This window comes from Ruegeria sp. BJ3 (assembly GCF_056535665.1).
Window position 1 is genome coordinate 2,657,578 of the sequence record NZ_JBQFIT010000001.1, and the last position, 17,550, is coordinate 2,675,127.

Below are 17,550 nucleotides of genomic sequence, written 5' to 3' on the forward strand. Positions count from 1 at the left end.
CACTTCTGTCTAGACATTTCTGTACAGTGCTGTCAGGCGCTGGCGCTGGGCCGCGCCTGCACGCTGTCGAACCAGGCTCGGGTTGCCGTGTTGCCCTCGGGGATGCGCATCTTGATGACGCGGGCGAAATCCACGAACACGAAGGTCGAAATATCGGCCAGCGAGAACGCCTCGCCCGCGATGAAGGGGCTGTCTTGCAGGCGCTCTTCGAGCAGGTCGAAAAACGCTCCGACGCGCGCGATGCCACGTTCGGCCAGTTCCGGGATCTGCGCGTGGTTCTGCGGGCCTGGGATGGCGCGGTCCTTGAAGGCCGGATGCGTGTTGCGCAGCGCGTCGGCGATGGGCGCCCCGCCCTGCTGTTCGACGATCGCGTTCCACATCAGCACCAGCCCTTTCTCGTCCGGTGTCCGCCCCATCAACGGGGGCTCGGGGAAGCGCGCCTCGAGATAGGCGGCGATGCCGAGGTTCTCGGTCAGAACGGTCCCCTCGTCGGTGACCAGAACCGGGATGGTGGCGCGGGGGTTCACCTTGCGAAACGCCTCGCTCATTTGCTCGCCCTTGGCTATCGAGATGTCGCGGGTTTCGATCTGCAGCCCCTTTTCGGCGATAAACATGCGGGCGCGGCGCGGGTTCGGGGCGGTCGAGCAATCGTAAAACAGCATGGGCGGTCCTTTGCGTGAGCGTCACGCGAAGGTTAGACCGCCCGCCGTGCCGGGATCGAGTCCCCGCGCAAAGTGACCCTGCGGAACGCCGCTCAGCGCCGATAGATGAAGCAGCGACCCGGAACCGCGTCTTCGGGAAGAGGTTGTTCCGTCAGCATTTCGAAATACATCCGGTCGCTCGAGACCATCAGCCCGCCCTTGGCCAGCAGCGGTTCGATCAGGGGTGACACAAAGCGGGCGAAAGCGTCGTTCTTTTCGCGGTTGTGACCGCCCAGATCGGCATGAATCACGCTGGCAGTTGCGCCGAACCGATCAAGCGCGGCGGGCAGAGTCTCGCGCACGTCGCCCAGGATCAGGCGATCTTCGGGCGGAGTGGAATCGGGGTGCGAGGCCACAGCGCGCTCGAACACATAGACGGGTCGGTTCCGGACCCGGTTCATCATGTGATGATAGGTACGCCCGTTGCCCAGACCCAGTTCGAACACCGGACCGGCCAAGTCTGCCGTGTCGGCGATCGCGAAATCCAGACATGCCCGCTGCGAGACCATGCGATCAATGAACAGATCCAGTCGGCTTTGCGCGTCGGACATTGCGAAATATCTCCCTGATACCTTAACGACCACCAATCATGGTCAATCGCGGCTTTGATGACAAAAACTCAAGACTTTGTGTAGGCACAATGCACTGTTCGTCACGTTTCCGCGACATTTCAGCCCAAGAAGGTATTTGACTAGTCGCCCCCAAGCGCGCGAAACTGCGACAAAAAACCAGGGAGTTCAAAACCAATGTCACGCGGTGGCCACACGGGTGGAAAGCCCGAATGACGGCCTTGTTGTCTGTCCGAGATCTGACCATCGGTTTCGGCGCCGGGGAGCCCGTCGTCAGAGATGTGAATTTCGATGTCGAGGCCGGGCAAACGCTGGCATTGGTCGGGGAATCCGGGTCGGGCAAGACGATCTCTTGCCGGGCGGTGCTGCGCATTCTGCCCAGGACAGCCCAGATCCGCAGCGGCGTAATGCAGCTGAACACTTCCAAGGGCAGCGTCGCGCTGTCCGAAATTTCCGAACGTGAGATGCGTGGCATCCGCGGCAATCGAATTTCGATGATCTTTCAAGAGCCTATGCGGTCGCTTTCTCCGTTGCACAAGATCGGCAACCAAGTCAGCGAGGTTCTGTGGCTCCATCGGGGCGCCTCCGAGTCTGAGGCTCGCAAGGAAGTGCTGTCGCAGTTCGAACGCGTGGGCTTTCCCGATCCGGCTCGTGCCTATGACTCGTATCCCTTCGAACTTTCGGGTGGGATGCGTCAACGCGCGATGATCGCGATGGCGATGGTGTCCAAACCGGAACTGCTGATTGCCGACGAACCAACAACTGCACTGGATGTGACGACCCAGGCTCAGGTGCTGGGCCTTATCAAGGATCTACAGAAAGAAACTGGTATGGCGCTGGTTCTGGTGACGCATGACCTGGGCGTGGTCGCCAATATGGCCGAACAGGTCGTCGTCATGCACAAAGGCCGGGTGATGGAGGCGGGTTCGGCCGAGCTGATCCTGAATGCTCCGGCCCATCCCTATACCCGCCAGCTGTTTGATGCGGCACCCGAGATCCCGGACAAGGAAGCCGTGGGAATCCCGATGCCGAACGAGGATCTGATCCTCGACATGAAGGATGTGTGCAAGACCTACACGATGCGGTCGTCGCGCGGTTGGAAAGCGGACAAGCTGATTTATGCCTGCCGGGGCGTCGACCTGAAACTGGCCCGCGGCAAGACGCTGGCCGTAGTCGGTGAAAGCGGATCGGGCAAAACCACCGCGGCCCGGATTGCGCTGGGGGCCGAGCTGCCAGACCCGGGCGGCGAGGTGCTTTTTCGAGCCGCGCCGGGCGAAAACCCGATCCGCGTCCACCAGATGACCCGCGAGGAGCGCAAGGCGTTTCAGCGCAAGGCTCAGATGGTGTTTCAGGATCCCTACAGTTCTCTGAGCCCGCGCATGCGCATTCAGGATGCGATGACCGAACCGCTGGAGATCCACAATATCGGCACGACGGCCGAACGCCGCGACAAAGCCGCTGAGATGCTTGAACGTGTGGGACTGAACGCCGGGATGCTCAAACGCTACCCGCACGCTTTTTCCGGCGGTCAACGCCAACGCCTGTCAATCGCCCGTGCGATGATGTTGGATCCGTCCCTGATCGTCTGCGACGAGCCGACATCAGCTTTGGATGTTTCGGTCCAGGAACAGATCCTGACCCTTCTGGAGAGACTGCAGGACAGTCTGAACCTTTCCTATCTTTTCATTTCTCACGATCTGGCCGTGGTCGCCCGCATCGCGGACGAGGTCGCGGTCATGCGCCAAGGGCTGGTCGTCGAACAGGCTCCGCCCGAGACCTTGTTCTACAACCCGCGCCACCCCTACACCAAGGCCCTGATTGCCGCACAACCCGAACCCGATATCAATCGTCCCATCGATCTGAAACTGGTCGCCCTTGGCGCCGGCTCCCCGGACAGTTGGGATGACGCCTTTAGATTCTCTGACACCATGATACCTTCACTCGTGGAAATGGAGCCCGGCCATAAGGTACGTTGCCATGTTTAAGACCACTCGATTCAAGTTTCTGGCCGCCGCGCTGACGCTGGGCGCGGCCCTGCCCGCCTGGGCCGACACCCTTCCCGACCTGCAGGAAAGCACCTTCTGGAAAGCCGAGGTGGACATCGGAAACCTGCCCCCGGTGCAAGATCGCATCCCGCAGGAACCGCTGATCGTCGACCTGTCTTCGAAAGGGCGCGAATTCGGCAAACAGGGCGGAACCTTGCGCACGATGGTCACCCGGTCCAAGGATATCCGGCAGATGGTGGTCTATGGCTACGCCCGACTGGTGGGCTTCGATGCCCAGTACAACCTGGTCCCCGATCTGCTGGCGTCTTACGACAACGACGAAAACCGCAAGTACACACTGCACCTGCGCAAGGGGCACAAATGGTCGGACGGCACACCGTTCACCTCGGAAGACTTCCGATACTGGTGGGAAGACGTGGCCAACAACGAGCTTCTCAGCCCGTCCGGCCCCCCTGATTTCCTGCGGGTTGAGGGCAAGCTCCCCACGGTCACGTTCCCGGACGAAACGACGGTGATCTACGAATGGGACGACCCGAACCCAAACTTTCTGGCCTCACTGGCGCAGGCGCGACCGCCATTCATCTACCGCCCTGCTGCGTTCCTGAAGCGTTATCACGAGAAATATGCCGACAAGGAAAAACTGGACTTCGAGGTCAGTGACGCACGTGTCAAAAGCTGGGCTGCCCTGCACAACAAGTTGGACAACCTCTACAAGTACGACAATCACGAACTGCCCACTCTGCAGCCTTGGCTGAACGCCAGCTCGGGCAAGAAGATCCGGCACAATTTCGTCCGCAACCCATATTACCACCGCATCGACTCGAAGGGTTTGCAACTGCCATACATCGACGTAATCGAGATGGAGATCGTGGCTCCCGGCCTGGTGGCGGCCAAGGCCAATGCCGGTGAGACCGACCTGCAGGGTCGTGGGCTTGATTTTCGGGATGCGTCGATCCTGAAAAAGGGCGAAACCAACGGAAATTATAAGACGCTACTCTGGAAAACCGGTGTCGCGTCACAGATCGCGATCTACCCCAACCTGAATTTCGAAGACGAGGTCTGGCGCAATGTGCTGCGCGATGTCCGTGTCCGTCGCGCTCTTTCGCTGGCCATCGACCGGCAGACCATCAACCAGGCGCTGTACTTCAAACTGGCGCATCCGGCCGCCATGTCCGTTCTGCCTGCCTCGCCCTTCTACAGTGAAGAGAACGCGCAGGCCTGGGCGCAATACGACGTCGCACAGGCCAACGCCCTGCTGGACGAGGTCGGGCTGACGCAGCGCGACAAGAACGGCACACGCCTGTTGCCGGACGGCCGCCCCATGGAGCTGGTGATCGAGACGGCCGGGGAACGCCAAGAGGTCGAGAACGCGCTGCAGATCGTGACTGATACCTGGCGGGAAATCGGGGTGAAACTGGTCATGCGACCGCTTGACCGCGACATCCTGCGCAACCGCGTATTCGCCGGCAATACGATGGCTTCGGTCTGGTATGGCTGGGATGATGGCATCCCGCAACTGCATACGTCACCGGTTTACCTGGCCCCGACCGACCAGGTGTTTCTGGCCTGGCCAAAATGGGGGCAGCACTATCAAACCGGCGGCGAAGCCGGCGAGCCGCCCGACCTGCCCGAAGCCCAGCGCTTGCTGGAGTTGAACCACGTCTGGGAACTTGCAAAAACCGAGGATGAACGCCGGGCGGTCTGGGAGGAGATGTTGAAGATACACGCCGACCAGATCTATGGCATCGGAATTCTGAACGGGGCGCCCCAGCCGATCGTGGTTTCAAACCGTCTGCGCAATGTTCCCGAACAGGCCATGTGGGCGTGGGAACCCGGCGCGCATTTCGGAGTGCACCGCCCAGACGAATTCTTTCTCGCCGACTGACAGGAGCGGATAGATGATCATGCTCCGCTACGCGGTGTATCGCTTTTTCACGATGCTGCTGACCCTGTTGGTGGTATCGATGCTGATCTTCGTGATCATCAACCTGCCGCCGGGAGATTATCTCAGCAACCAGATTGCCGAACTGCAAGCTTCGGGGCAGTCGGCCGGTGTGGCCAAGGCGGAATTCCTGCGAAAGGAATACGCTCTGGACCGCCCGATGTGGGAACAATACCTGATCTGGGTCGGCTTCTTTCCCGGCCCTCATGGGTTTGAGGGGTTGCTGCAGGGCAACTACGGCTGGTCCTTTGAATTCGATCGTCCGGTGGCCGACATCGTCGGGGACACGCTGTGGCTGACCGTGGTCGTGAACCTTGCCGCGATCCTGTTCGTCTATGCCGTGGCCTTGCCTCTGGGCGTAATGGCGGCGGCCAAATCGCGGACCTGGGTGGACTATTCGACCGCCTTCGTGGGGTATCTGGGATTGGCGACGCCCAACTTTCTGCTGGCGCTCATCCTGTTCTACTACGGTCACCGTTACCTCGATTTGCCCATCGGCGGGTTGATGGACCCGGTGTACGAGGGGCAACCCATGAGCTGGGACAAGATGAAGTCCATCTTGGTTCATCTGATCGTGCCCACATTCGTGATCGGCACCTCGGGCGCCTCGGCCATGATGCAGCGCCTGCGCGCCAACATGCTGGACGAATTGGGCAAGCCTTATGTTGAAACCGCTATCGCCAAGGGTATGTCGCCGTCGCGGATGCTGACCAAGTACCCGTTGCGTGTGGCCTTCAACCCCTTTGTGGCCGATATTGGCAACCTGCTGCCCTCTATGGTGTCGGGATCGGTTCTGGTTTCGGTGGTGCTGGGTTTGCAGACCATCGGCCCCACGCTGCTGACGGCGCTCAAGACACAGGACCAGTTCCTGTCAGCCTTCATTCTGATGTTCGTGGCACTGCTGACGCTGATCGGCACCATGATCTCCGACATTCTGCTGGTCATGCTTGACCCGCGTATCCGGTACGAGGGGCGCGAAGCATGAGCAAACTTCCCGACGGTCGCTTTGTCGACGACGCTCCCTTCGATCCCGAAGCATCTTTGCAGCAATTGGAGCGCAGGGATCTGGACGCCCCGAATTGGGTTCTGGTCTGGCGCAAGTTCAAGACACACCGGCTGGGTCTGATATCGGGCATTTTCCTGCTGCTGTGCTACCTGATGCTCCCGTTTGCAGGGTTCATCGCGCCTTATGGCCCGAACGAACGAAATGGCGAACATCTCTACGCACCGCCCCAATCGGTGAACTGGTTCCACCAAGGCGAGTTCATCGGGCCGTACGTCTACCCGATCGTGGCCGAGGCCGACCTCGAGACGTTTCAATGGAAATTCGTCCCTGACACCGAGGATCCGCGACCCGTGCGGTTCTTCTGCGAGGCATCCGAGTACAAGCTGGCCGGGCTCATCCGGTCAAACACGCATCTGTTCTGCGCCCCGGAAGGCACGACTCTGTTCCTCTGGGGCTCGGACCGGCTGGGCCGCGATATCTTCAGCCGCATCCTATACGGCGCACAGCTTTCGTTGACCGTTGGCCTGATCGGCATTTCGGTCTCGTTCTTCCTTGGCATCCTCTTCGGGTCGCTGGCCGGCTATTTCGGCGGACGGATCGACTGGGTCATCAACCGCGTGATCGAAATCCTGCGGTCTTTGCCCGAACTCCCCCTGTGGCTGGCACTATCGGCCGCGGTTCCGTCGAACTGGTCGCCTGTTGCGGTGTTCTTCATCATCTCGATCATCCTCGGCATCCTCGACTGGCCCGGGCTGGCCCGATCCGTGCGCGCCAAATTCCTGTCGCTGCGCGAAGAAGAATATGTGCGCGCCGCCGAGATGATGGGTGCCAGTTCCGGCCGGGTAATCCGCAAGCATCTGCTGCCCAACTTCATGTCTCACCTGATTGCCTCGGCCACGCTGTCGATCCCAGCCATGATCCTAGGGGAAACGGCGCTCAGCTTCCTTGGCTTGGGCCTACGGGCACCGGCGGTCAGCTGGGGCGTGATGCTGAACGACGCGCAAAACCTCGCCTCGATCGAGATCTATCCGTGGACGGCCATCCCGATGCTACCGATCATCGTGGTGGTGCTGGCCTTCAATTTCCTGGGTGACGGGCTGCGCGACAGTCTGGACCCTTATCAGCAATGAGCCTGCTGGCTTCGCTTCCACCGTCCGAGGCCTATCAGGTCGCCGGCTCCGGTGCGCTTCCCAGCGCCTTTGCCGTGTCCGAGCTGGCAACAGCCAGCTTTGCAGCCGTGGGCCACGAGCTTGCACGGTTCATGCAGGCCACCAATCTTGTCTCGCTCCCACCAAAGTCATTGGTCGATCACCGCCTCGCGTCGCTGTGGTTCGGGTATTCGTTCAAGCCCGAAGGCTGGGATATGCAAAGCCTCTGGGATCCGATCGCGGGCGACTATCGGGGAGCCGATGGCTGGATCAGGTTGCACACCAACCTCCCCCACCATAGGGAAGCGGCCCTCAAGGTTTTGGCGACCGAGGGGGATCGTGCCGCGGTGACGCAGGCCATCAAGAGCTGGTCGGTCTCGAACCTTGAAACGGATATCGTGGCGCAGGGTGGTGTTGCCGCCGCCATGCGCAGCCGGGCCGAGTGGCTGGACCACCCGCAAGGCCGGGCCGTGACGCGGGATCCGTTGATCGGCTGGCACGGTCCACGCCGGATCACCCTACGCGACAGGCGACAGGCACGCGCGGATCGGCCTTTAGCCGGGCTTCGGGTTCTCGACATGACACGCGTGCTGGCCGGCCCGGTTTCCACCCGAACGCTGGCCGGGTTCGGAGCCGAAGTGCTGCGCATCGACCCACCAGGTTGGGATGAGCCGGGCGTGATCCCCGATATCTCGCTCGGCAAGCGCTGCGCGTATCTGGACCTCAAGACACCCGCCGGCCTGGAAAAGCTGCAAGAGCTGCTGGCGCAAGCGGATGTCTTTGTCCACGGCTACCGTCCCGGTGCGCTGGAGGCCCTGGGCCTGACCAAAGAGGTGCGCGATACGGTCGCTCCAAACCGGGTCGAAGTTACGCTGGATGCCTATGGTTGGCAGGGACCCTGGGCCACCCGTCGCGGATTTGACAGCCTCGTCCAGATGAGCGCAGGAATCGCTGACGCCGGCCGCGTTTGGGCCGGAGCGGACAAGCCCACACCGTTGCCTGTTCAGGCACTTGACCATGCCACCGGCTATTTGATGGCCGCCGCTGTCCTCTCGGCCCTGACAGAAGCGGCTTCGGGGCATTCGATCATGGATGGGCGCCTGTCGCTGGCGCGCACCGCCGAGTTGCTGGCCAGCCTCGCGAAATCCGAGACAGGCGACCCGATCACCGCTGCCGAACCAGGGGACTACGCATCCCGATCGGAAGAGTCCGGCTGGGGCCCCGGCAAACGGCTGAAACCCGCGCTGAGCGTCGGTAAGGCACGGATGCACTGGCCGATCCCGGCATCCCGGCTCGGCACGTCCGATCCAACGTGGCAAACCACCTGAACAAAGGCCCGACCGCCGCGCGGCCCTGCCCAACGCTTGGAACGGCGGCACACCTGCGCCGCAGGTCAAAGGGGCGGGAGCGCCCTAGCGGTCGTCTCCACCGGGGCCGATATCGTCCAGATAATCCTCGTCAATCGCGGCTTGCACCGCGCCGGTGACCGCCTCGCGTTGTTTCGGAGACAGGTCTTCGGGCTCCTTGCCATCGGCCAGTCGTACAGTGACTTCGCGGTGGGCAAACTTGATGCCTTCGCGCGCGAACAACTCGCGGATTTCTTGGTACACCTTTTTGCGCACCAGCCACTGGTCGCCCGGCTTGGTCATAAACTTCACCCGGATGATCATCGCGGAATCCTGCATCTCGATAACGCCCTGCGACTTGAGCGGCTGGATGAAGTTGTCCCCGATCACCGGGTCCTCCAGCAACTCCTGTCCCAGCTTCTTGATCAGTTTACGGACCTTCTCGACGTCCGTGTCATAGGTCACGCGCAGAGGCAGTTTCATGATCACCCAGTCGCGCGAGTAGTTGGTCAGAACCTTGATTTCACCAAACGGGATCGTGTTCAGTGCCCCCAAATGGTGGCGCAGCTGGAAAGACCGGACCGAGATTTTTTCGACAGTGCCTTTGACATCTCCGATGTCGATGTATTCCCCTTTGCGGAACGCGTCATCCATCAGGAAGAACGCGCCTGAGAAAATGTCCCGCACCAGTGTTTGCGAGCCAAAGCCCACGGCCAGACCGACAACGCCGGCGCCTGCAAACAGCGGGCTGACATTTATGCCCAGCTCCATCAGAACGATCAGCACGATGGTCACGACCACCACAGCCAGTATGGCGCCCCGAAACAGCGGCAGCAGCGTAGCAAGGCGGCTTTGACCGCCCTCTCCGCCCTCGTCACCCAACTCGGCTTCGGCGGCTCCATCATCGGTTTCTTCAGCGATCTTGGTGTCGATCCAGATCCGGAAGAAGTGGAACAGGATGTAGCCGATGAACAGGATCACCATCACATCCAAAGCCCGGCCAATGGGAAAATCCTCGCTCCAGCTGGCTTCGGGATTCCAGATGACGACCAGTGCATAGATGCCGACGACAAAGGCCAGGATACCCGCGACACGCCGCGCAAGATCTTCGTAGGTCACCAATGTGTGCTTGCGCTGCTCCGCCTCAGGCGTCTCCGAGGTGCGAACGGCGTCCTCATCGGAATCGAGTTCGGCATTCAGAGCCTCGATCTGCCGATTGCGATCGAAGTACCGCTCGAGCAGATAGTTCATGGCGCCATAGGCGATGACGACCGACATGAAGATCATGTAGCTGCTTGCGACGATCGGCAGCGAGTCCTCGGTCTCGAGCACCAGATCCACCGCCAGCTTGAACCAGCTGAAGACCAGATAGACGATCAGGGCCGGGGCCCAGCCAAATGACACGAACCGCAGCAGCCAGGACACCTGGTCCGGCTGACGGCCGCCTCGGATCGCGTTCGAAATGGCCCGGGCGTTGAACAGGATCATCAGGATGTTTCCGACCATCCCGATCAGGGTCAGCCCGCCATAAACCATCGCGTAGACGTTGTAGTTCAGCCCGAAATCCGCCACCCAGGTGGAAAACAGAACAGCGGTGATGTCATAGGTCGCCAGCGCCGATGCCCAGATGTACAGCCGCTTGGCGTCACGGTCCGAGAATGGCGGCAGCCTGTACTGGCTGAGATACGGCGACAGCACCATCCGCCACAGGTCGGAAACCGTACGTGACAGGAAAAACGCAGTGAAAATCGCCGTGACGGTGAACTGGATCGAGATATCTTCGGCCTCGCCGAAGAACAGATACCCGACGATCAGAGCCATCAGCATTGCGAACACCGTGGCTCCGATACCCATCAGGAACCGGAACACAAGGAACGGCATCTTTTCCCGATACCCCTGCGGGTTTTCCTTGATCCGGGCGACGACCCACCGTCGGGCAAAGCGCTTGCCGTACAGCTCGATCGACAGCCATCGACCAACCATCAGGAACAGGATGTTCCATCCCAGCACCTCGACATAGGTGAATATCCGGCCATCAGGACTGGTTTGCTCGAGGATGTAGCGCACCTCGAAGATCGAATAGGGCAACGCCTCAAGGCGGGATCGCACGGCTTCGCTGAACTTGGCAAAGCGCTCCTGCGCCTTCATCAACTGCGAACTTTCCGCCATCGGATCGTGGACGACGTCCTCGGGCTGGCCACCAGCCTGCCCAACCGAGGATACGACCTGCCCGGCGCTGTCGATGACGATCACGCTGGCGCCCGCCTCGGTCGCGGCGCGGATCGCGGCTGCAACATCGTTGTCCTGCGGGGCCTCTGTTTCACTGGACGCCCCGGGATACCCCGGGATCAGCGAGGTCTGCGCCGCCGCACCGGTCGCGCAGGCCAGAGCGATTGTCCACGTCAAGAACAGCACACGGACAAGAAAGTTCGGTTTCATAAGGTCTTGCATCCTGATCTCTTGCTGCACGACAGCCTATAGAAGGCACCGGCCTTGATCAAACGATCCACTCGTCGCTTCCCGACATCGTGTAGGACCGTGTTTTTGGCGCAAGCCCAAAGGCAGGATGTTTCCAACCCTCTGGAATTCCTATAAGAGCAGGCAGCATCCGGCAAATCCGGGCTTTGCCAACTTCGGGGAATGTTGCAGGCTTCGCATTGTTGGTGACTTGCGCAATGGCTGTTGCCAAATCGCAATGATTGACGCATTTGCGGCTTTGACACAGACCCTTTGGCAGGCGGCGTCAAAAAATATAAGATAACTGGTGCGAAACGCGCGGAAACTGCACCGTAACAAAGATACGAGCGAGGGCATGAGCCTAGGCATCGACGACAAACAGACCGGTCGCGCTCCGCGCATAATGTTCTACAGTCACGATACGTTCGGACTGGGTCATCTCAGACGCTCCCGAGCGCTGGCTGCGGCAATGACGCGGGCGAACCCGCGGGCCTCGGCCCTGATCCTGACGGGCTCGCCCGTTGCCGGGCGCTTCACTTTTCCGCGGCGCGTGGACCATGTACGCCTGCCGGGTGTGACCAAGCGGGCTGACGGCTCGTATGCCGCGCGCACGATCGGAATGGGGATTGACGAGGTCACCGAACTGCGTTCGGGACTGATCCAGACCACCATGCGCCAATTCGACCCGGACGTCGTCGTCGTCGACAAGGAGCCAACCGGGTTCCGGGGCGAACTGCTGCCTACCTTGGAACAGCTGCATCAATCCGGGCGCGCCAAACTGGTGCTGGGCCTTCGCGACGTTCTGGACGAACCCGAGGTTCTGGCGGCGGAATGGGCCCGAAAGGATGCCGCCGCCGCGACCGAGAAATACTATCACGAAATCTGGGTCTACGGCCTGCGGTCTGTTTATGACCCGACAGAAGGATTGCCGCTCAGCCCGTCGGCGCAGGCCCGCATTCACTGGACCGGTTATCTGCGCCGCGATCTCGGCCCTGTCGGCGAACCTCCCGAGCAGCCTTATATCCTTATCACGCCCGGAGGCGGTGGTGACGGGAAGGCGATGGTCAACCTTGTCCTGTCTGCATATGAAAAAGACCCTGATCTGTCCCCCCGAGCTGTGCTTGTCTATGGCCCTTTCCTGTCCGGTGAGTTGCGCGAAGAGTTCGAGACCCGCGTGGCGGCCCTGAACGGTCGTGTGACGGCGGTCGGGTTCGAATCCCAGATCGAAACCCTGTTCGCCGGCGCGGCGGGTGTGGTCTGCATGGGCGGATACAACACGTTCTGCGAGGTGCTGTCCTTTGACAAACGCGCGGTGATCGTCCCGCGAACGACCCCGCGGCTGGAACAGTGGATCCGCGCCTCGCGCGCCGAGGAACTGGGCCTTGTGCGGATGCTGGACGAAACCCGTGATGGGTTGACGGCCGATGCGATGATCACCGCCATTCGCAACCTGCCGCAGCAGCCCCTTCCCTCGCAGGCGATCCGGGCCGGTTTGCTGGATGGCTTGGACTATGTGTCTGATCGGGTCGAGGCCCTGCTGAGCGTGGAACAGGAACGAGCGACCGGATGACCAAAGCAGAGCCGCGACTGGCGGTGATGGTCAAAGGTTGGCCGCGCCTGTCCGAGACGTTCATCGCTCAGGAACTGGTTGCTTTGCAGGATGCCGGCCACGACTTCGACATCTGGTCATTGCGCCACCCAACCGACACCAAACGCCACCCGCTGCACGACCGGTTTCAGGGGCGGGTGCATTATCTTCCCGAATACCTGTACCAGGAACCCCAACGCGTATGGGCGGCGAGACGAACCGCACAGGCGCTTCCGGGTTACGCACAGGCCTACCGGGTGTGGCGACAGGATCTGCGTCGTGATCCCACGCACAACCGGATCCGCCGCTTTGGACAGGCTTGCGTTCTGGCCGCGGAATTGCCCGGCGACACGCGCGCGCTGTATGCCCACTTCCTGCATACCCCGTCCTCGGTTGCCCGCTATGCTGCAATCATGCGCGGCCTGCCGTGGAGCTTTTCGGCTCACGCCAAGGATATCTGGACGTCGCCCGAGTGGGAAAAGCGTGAAAAACTTCATGCCGACACCTTCGGAGCGGCGTTCGGCGCAACCTGCACCGAGATCGGCGCGCGGCACTTGCGCGATCTGGCCGATGACCCCGCCCGTGTCGATCTGATCTATCACGGGCTGGACCTGACGCGATTTCCTGAGCCGCCCGCACGAAAGCTGCGATCCTTCGATGACCGGTTCCATATGGTGTCCGTCGGACGACTGGTGGAAAAGAAAGGCTTTGATCGCTTGATCCACGCCTTGGCCATGCTCCCCCCAAAGATCGACTGGCACTGGACCCACATTGGCGGCGGCACCTTGTCGGACAACCTGCGCGGCCTGGCGGAAAACCTGCGCCTGCAGGATCGCATCACCTGGAAAGGCGCCTGCGATCAACCCGAGGTCATTGCGGCCATGCGCAAGGCGGATCTGTTCGTGCTGCCCAGCCGCATCGCCGCGAACGGGGACCGGGACGGCCTGCCCAATGTCTTGATGGAAGCCGCGTCGCAAAAACTGCCGATCCTGTCCACTCCGGTCTCGGCCATTCCCGAATTCATCCGCAACAACGTGCACGGCATCTTGTCCGATGACGAACCCAAGGCGCTTGCAGACGCTATTTCCACCTTGGCCGCCGACCCGCAGAAAGCGGCAATCATGGCCGATGCGGCTTATGACCGCTTGCTTGCCAATTTTCGCATGGACCCCGGCATTGCACGCCTGTCCCGCCGCCTGAAAGCCTTGTGCGCGGAGGGTGCCTGATGGTTCGGGTCGCCTTCTATGCGCCGATGAAAGCCCCAGACAGCCTGGTTCCGTCCGGCGACCGCGAAATGGCTCGTAACCTGATGGCTGCAATCGGGGCCGATGGGCATCGCGTTGATCTGGTCTCGCGGCTGCGCATCTATGACAAGACCGGAGACTTGGACCTCCAGAACCGTCTCTACCGCGAAGCCGCGACCGAGGCCACCCGACTGAGCGAAGAACTACCTGCGGATACAGGCCTCTGGGTGACCTATCACAACTACTACAAAGCTCCGGACCTTTTGGGGACGGCAGTCTGCCGGGCGCGCGGAATTCCCTATGTTCAGCTAGAGAGCACCCGCGCCATGTCGCGCCTTTCCGGGCCCTGGGCCGGCTTTGCCCAAGCTGCGCACGATGCCTGCGACGCCGCACAGGTGATCTTCTACCACACAGCAAATGACTTGATCACACTGGAACGCGAGCGGTTCGGTGATCAGTCATTGATTGAACTCCCACCCTTCCTGCCCCGATCGGACCTGCCTCGGTCCTCTCGATGCGCCGGGCCGATGCTGACAGTGGGAATGATGCGTTACGGGGACAAGCTGGAGTCCTTCCGCATTCTGGCCGATACACTGGCTTTGCTGAAGGGGGATTGGACGCTGAACATCGCCGGCGACGGGCCAGCCCGCCCGGAAGTCGAGGCTCTGATGTCCTCCTTCGGCACACGTGTCCGTTTTCTGGGCCTGCTGAGCCGCGATGACCTTGAAACGATCTACTCCGATGCTGCTCTGTTGGTTTGGCCGGGCGTCAACGAAGCCTACGGGATGACCTATCTCGAGGCGCAGTCCGCGGGCGTCCCTGTTGTCGCCCAGGATCGCCCCGGTGTGCGCGACGTACTGGCGCCTGCCGATCATCCTGCCCCTGAATACGGCGCCGCCGCGCTGGCCGAGCGAGTTGACCGGCTGTTGTCCGATCCCGAACTGCGTCGGAGCGAAGGTCAAAAAGCGCGCGACTACGTGGCCGGCCGTCATTTGATGCCAAACGCAACACGGACGTTCTGGTCGGGTGTTTCTTCGCTGGTAGGGGAAATGTCATGACACGTCTGGCCCTTCTGCGCCACGGTCATACCGCCTGGAACCGCGCAGGGCGCATTCAGGGGCGCAGCGACATCAGCCTCGATGATCAGGCCAAGGCCGAACTGGCCCGATATCGCTTGCCAACTCCTTGGGACCGGGCCGAACTATGGTCTAGCCCCCTGACCCGCGCCAGCGAAACTGCGCGGCTGGTCACCGGGCGCGAACCCGCAACCTCGGCCGCTTTGGTCGAGATGAATTGGGGCGACTGGGAAGGCCGACGCGGGGAAGACCTGATTGCAGATGCCAACACTGGATACCAGCATATCGAGGATTGGAGCTGGGAATTTCGTCCCCCCAACGGCGAAAGCCCGGCCGACATTCGCCGCCGCCTTGTGCCATGGCTGTGCAGCCTGACCGGTGACAACGTAGCCGTCTGCCATATCGGAATCATGCGGGTCATCCTGGCGCTTGCCTGGGGGTGGGAGTTCACAGGCCCCGCGCCGTTCCGCATCAAACGCAATCGTCTCTACGTGGTCGATTTGGAGCAAATGCGACCGGAGGCTGAGCCCGTCCGGCTTATCCCGCGCGAGGCCGGGTCATGAGGACCATGATCGTCGTCACCCATCTGCTGGGGACCGGACATCTCAGCCGCGCCCTGACCTTGGGTCGGGCTTTTGCGGATGCCGGACACGACGTGACCGTCGCATCCGGCGGGATGCCTGCACCTCAACTGAACACGGATGGAGTTTCCCTGCTGGCGCTGCCACCGCTGCGTTCGGATGGTACCGATTTCACGCGATTGCTGACGGCCGACGGAAATATTGCAGACGCGACCTATCTGAACTCCCGCGCTATTGCCCTGACCGAGGCTGTTCGACGGGTAAACCCTGATGTCCTGATAACGGAACTCTTTCCCTTCGGGCGCCGAAGCCTGGCCGACGAATTTCTGGCCCTGCTGTCCACTGCGCGGTCATTGCCGTCCAGTCCGGTTGTTCTGAGTTCGATCCGGGACATCCTCGCGCCACCGTCGAAACCCGCCAAGGCTGTGCGGACCGAAGAAATCATTACGCGTTTCTATGACGGCGTACTGGTCCATTCCGACCCCGAAATCACGCCGCTGCATTCCAGCTGGCCGGTTACAGACAATTTGGCCGGACGCCTGTTCTATACCGGCTTTGTTGCCCCGCCTGCGACGGGCCCTCATGAACAAGGGGAAGGAGCGAATGAAATCTTGGTTAGCGCTGGCGGCGGATCGGTCGGGCAACCGATCTTTCGCGCGGCCATCGAGGCCGCCCAAAAGATGCCCAACAGGCGCTGGCGCCTGCTGGTCGGCGGTCGGGATTCCGAAGACCGGATTGCCGAACTGAGGCACATGACACATGGCGAAAAAGTCATTCTGGAGCCCGTACGTCCGGATTTCAGACAAATGCTACCGCTGGCCGCGGCCTCGGTCAGCATGTGCGGGTACAACACCGCCATGGACTTGCTGCAATGCGCGACCCCGGCCGTTCTGATCCCATTTGACGATGGCAAGGAAGTGGAACAGACCCTGAGGGCAAACAGCCTGGCGCGCCTGCCTGCCGTCGACGTGCTGCCCAGCGCGAAGCTGACCGGAGAGACATTGGCCCAAGCAGTCGACCGCGTCCTACATCAAGGCCCGCGCAAACCATTGGATGGCGGGTTTGACGGAGCCCGCAAGTCGGTAGAGATTGCCACTTCGCTTTGGGAGGCTCGGCAATGACAACCGATTGGACACCGCTGCGGTCCGAATTGCAGGTGTGGCGAGAGGCTGGGCTTACGCTTCCACTGTGGTGGCGGGACGATGACGCGATCGCGCCCAGCCGGCAATTGGACCGTTTGGTGGACCTGTCATCCCGAACCGGGCTGCCGGTTCATCTGGCCGTCATTCCACGCGATGCCAGTCAGGGTCTGGTCAACCAGGTCGCCGAACAGCCCAGCTTGGTTCCGGTGGTTCACGGCTGGGCGCACCAGAACCACGCACCAAAGGGCGAAAAGAAATCCGAGTTCCGCCTGCATCGTCCGCTCGCCTCAATTGTGTCTGATGCACGCCTTGGCTTCATGCGTCTGCAGGAGTCCTTCGGTGATCGTCTGTGCCCGATGTTCGTCCCCCCTTGGAACCGCATCGCGCCCGAGGTGACGGCAGAGCTTGCGGAAATCGGCTATCAGTTCCTGTCCACGGCCACGCCCAGAACGCGCAGAGACGCCGCACCGGGCCTGACTCAGGTCAATACCCATCTGGATCCGATCGACTGGCGCGGTACGCGTGGGTTGGCCGATCCGAATGCGTTGATCGCCAAAACCGTTTCGATGCTGCAGGGCCGTCGCGAGGGACGTGCCGACCCAACCGAACCTTTTGGCGTGTTGACCCATCATCTTGTCCATGATCAACAGATCTGGGACTTTACCGAGGCGCTGTTGGATTGCCTCATGGCTGGCCCCACACGCGTCTGGTCCGCAGGACCACACTGATTACCCGAGGAGACCT

The 17,550-nt window shown here is 61.4% G+C and carries 14 protein-coding genes; 11 read left to right on the forward strand and 3 right to left on the reverse strand.

All coding sequences use genetic code 11. From position 1 onward, the window contains the following. Positions 1 to 32: 32 nt before the first annotated feature. Both ACR3EL_RS13320 and ACR3EL_RS13325 read right to left on the reverse strand, forming a co-directional pair. Positions 33 to 662: a glutathione S-transferase family protein gene (locus ACR3EL_RS13320; RefSeq protein ID WP_170339831.1), complete on the reverse strand. Its 630-nt coding sequence runs from the start codon at positions 660 to 662 to the stop codon at positions 33 to 35. A gap of 92 nt (positions 663 to 754) precedes the next feature. After that, entirely contained in the window at positions 755 to 1,252 is a 498-nt protein-coding gene (locus tag ACR3EL_RS13325) for a class I SAM-dependent methyltransferase (protein ID WP_170339829.1), read from the reverse strand. Positions 1,253 to 1,482: 230 nt separating this feature from the next. Here ACR3EL_RS13325 and ACR3EL_RS13330 point away from each other — a divergent pair, with 230 nt between their 5' ends. Genes ACR3EL_RS13330 through ACR3EL_RS13350 form a run of 5 tightly spaced genes read left to right on the forward strand, consistent with a single transcriptional unit; the run spans position 1,483 to position 8,700 of the window. Next, the gene (locus ACR3EL_RS13330) at positions 1,483 to 3,255 is read left to right on the forward strand and encodes an ABC transporter ATP-binding protein (protein WP_170367865.1); all 1,773 of its coding nucleotides are present in this window, start codon (positions 1,483 to 1,485) and stop codon (positions 3,253 to 3,255) included. Then, a complete protein-coding gene (locus tag ACR3EL_RS13335) occupies positions 3,248 to 5,161 on the forward strand; it encodes an ABC transporter substrate-binding protein (protein WP_170339825.1) in 1,914 nt (637 codons plus the stop codon). The genes ACR3EL_RS13330 and ACR3EL_RS13335 overlap by 8 nt, the downstream gene beginning before the upstream one ends. 13 nt (positions 5,162 to 5,174) lie before the next feature. Continuing rightward, on the forward strand, positions 5,175 to 6,203 hold the full coding sequence (locus tag ACR3EL_RS13340) for an ABC transporter permease (protein WP_093964561.1): 1,029 nt from the start codon (positions 5,175 to 5,177) through the stop codon (positions 6,201 to 6,203). After that, positions 6,200 to 7,354 (forward strand): ABC transporter permease, encoded by a 1,155-nt coding sequence (locus ACR3EL_RS13345; RefSeq protein ID WP_170339824.1) that lies wholly within the window; start codon positions 6,200 to 6,202, stop codon positions 7,352 to 7,354. Before ACR3EL_RS13340 ends, ACR3EL_RS13345 begins: the two co-directional genes overlap by 4 nt. Beyond that, complete coding sequence (locus ACR3EL_RS13350) at positions 7,351 to 8,700, forward strand: CoA transferase (RefSeq protein WP_170339822.1); 1,350 nt, start codon at positions 7,351 to 7,353, stop codon at positions 8,698 to 8,700. Before ACR3EL_RS13345 ends, ACR3EL_RS13350 begins: the two co-directional genes overlap by 4 nt. Positions 8,701 to 8,784: 84 nt before the next feature. Here ACR3EL_RS13350 and ACR3EL_RS13355 read toward each other — a convergent pair whose 3' ends face one another. Beyond that, positions 8,785 to 11,157: a mechanosensitive ion channel family protein gene (locus ACR3EL_RS13355; protein WP_170340528.1), complete on the reverse strand. Its 2,373-nt coding sequence runs from the start codon at positions 11,155 to 11,157 to the stop codon at positions 8,785 to 8,787. Between the two features lie 373 nt (positions 11,158 to 11,530). Between ACR3EL_RS13355 and ACR3EL_RS13360 the strand changes: the two genes are divergently transcribed. From ACR3EL_RS13360 to ACR3EL_RS13385, 6 genes are read left to right on the forward strand one after another with little or no spacing between them, the layout of a single operon-like run. Next, complete coding sequence (locus ACR3EL_RS13360) at positions 11,531 to 12,745, forward strand: glycosyltransferase family protein (protein ID WP_170339821.1); 1,215 nt, start codon at positions 11,531 to 11,533, stop codon at positions 12,743 to 12,745. Then, entirely contained in the window at positions 12,742 to 13,989 is a 1,248-nt protein-coding gene (locus ACR3EL_RS13365; RefSeq protein ID WP_480721910.1) for a glycosyltransferase family 4 protein, read from the forward strand. Before ACR3EL_RS13360 ends, ACR3EL_RS13365 begins: the two co-directional genes overlap by 4 nt. Continuing rightward, on the forward strand, positions 13,989 to 15,065 hold the full coding sequence (locus ACR3EL_RS13370; RefSeq protein WP_170339817.1) for a glycosyltransferase family 4 protein: 1,077 nt from the start codon (positions 13,989 to 13,991) through the stop codon (positions 15,063 to 15,065). Before ACR3EL_RS13365 ends, ACR3EL_RS13370 begins: the two co-directional genes overlap by 1 nt. Continuing rightward, positions 15,062 to 15,646: a histidine phosphatase family protein gene (locus tag ACR3EL_RS13375; protein ID WP_170339815.1), complete on the forward strand. Its 585-nt coding sequence runs from the start codon at positions 15,062 to 15,064 to the stop codon at positions 15,644 to 15,646. Before ACR3EL_RS13370 ends, ACR3EL_RS13375 begins: the two co-directional genes overlap by 4 nt. Then, on the forward strand, positions 15,643 to 16,785 hold the full coding sequence (locus ACR3EL_RS13380; RefSeq protein WP_170339813.1) for a glycosyltransferase family protein: 1,143 nt from the start codon (positions 15,643 to 15,645) through the stop codon (positions 16,783 to 16,785). Before ACR3EL_RS13375 ends, ACR3EL_RS13380 begins: the two co-directional genes overlap by 4 nt. After that, positions 16,782 to 17,534: a polysaccharide deacetylase family protein gene (locus ACR3EL_RS13385; RefSeq protein ID WP_170339811.1), complete on the forward strand. Its 753-nt coding sequence runs from the start codon at positions 16,782 to 16,784 to the stop codon at positions 17,532 to 17,534. Before ACR3EL_RS13380 ends, ACR3EL_RS13385 begins: the two co-directional genes overlap by 4 nt. Positions 17,535 to 17,550: the final 16 nt, after the last annotated feature.

Coding starts and splice junctions, on each gene's coding strand:
- ACR3EL_RS13330 (WP_170367865.1), top strand. CDS start 1,483: ATGACGGCCTTGTTGTCTGTCCGAGATCTGACCATCGGTTTCGGCGCC.
- ACR3EL_RS13350 (WP_170339822.1), top strand. CDS start 7,351: ATGAGCCTGCTGGCTTCGCTTCCACCGTCCGAGGCCTATCAGGTCGCC.
- ACR3EL_RS13380 (WP_170339813.1), top strand. CDS start 15,643: ATGAGGACCATGATCGTCGTCACCCATCTGCTGGGGACCGGACATCTC.
- ACR3EL_RS13345 (WP_170339824.1), top strand. CDS start 6,200: ATGAGCAAACTTCCCGACGGTCGCTTTGTCGACGACGCTCCCTTCGAT.
- ACR3EL_RS13370 (WP_170339817.1), top strand. CDS start 13,989: ATGGTTCGGGTCGCCTTCTATGCGCCGATGAAAGCCCCAGACAGCCTG.
- ACR3EL_RS13340 (WP_093964561.1), top strand. CDS start 5,175: ATGATCATGCTCCGCTACGCGGTGTATCGCTTTTTCACGATGCTGCTG.
- ACR3EL_RS13375 (WP_170339815.1), top strand. CDS start 15,062: ATGACACGTCTGGCCCTTCTGCGCCACGGTCATACCGCCTGGAACCGC.
- ACR3EL_RS13355 (WP_170340528.1), bottom strand. CDS start 11,157: ATGAAACCGAACTTTCTTGTCCGTGTGCTGTTCTTGACGTGGACAATC.
- ACR3EL_RS13320 (WP_170339831.1), bottom strand. CDS start 662: ATGCTGTTTTACGATTGCTCGACCGCCCCGAACCCGCGCCGCGCCCGC.
- ACR3EL_RS13360 (WP_170339821.1), top strand. CDS start 11,531: ATGAGCCTAGGCATCGACGACAAACAGACCGGTCGCGCTCCGCGCATA.
- ACR3EL_RS13325 (WP_170339829.1), bottom strand. CDS start 1,252: ATGTCCGACGCGCAAAGCCGACTGGATCTGTTCATTGATCGCATGGTC.
- ACR3EL_RS13385 (WP_170339811.1), top strand. CDS start 16,782: ATGACAACCGATTGGACACCGCTGCGGTCCGAATTGCAGGTGTGGCGA.
- ACR3EL_RS13365 (WP_480721910.1), top strand. CDS start 12,742: ATGACCAAAGCAGAGCCGCGACTGGCGGTGATGGTCAAAGGTTGGCCG.
- ACR3EL_RS13335 (WP_170339825.1), top strand. CDS start 3,248: ATGTTTAAGACCACTCGATTCAAGTTTCTGGCCGCCGCGCTGACGCTG.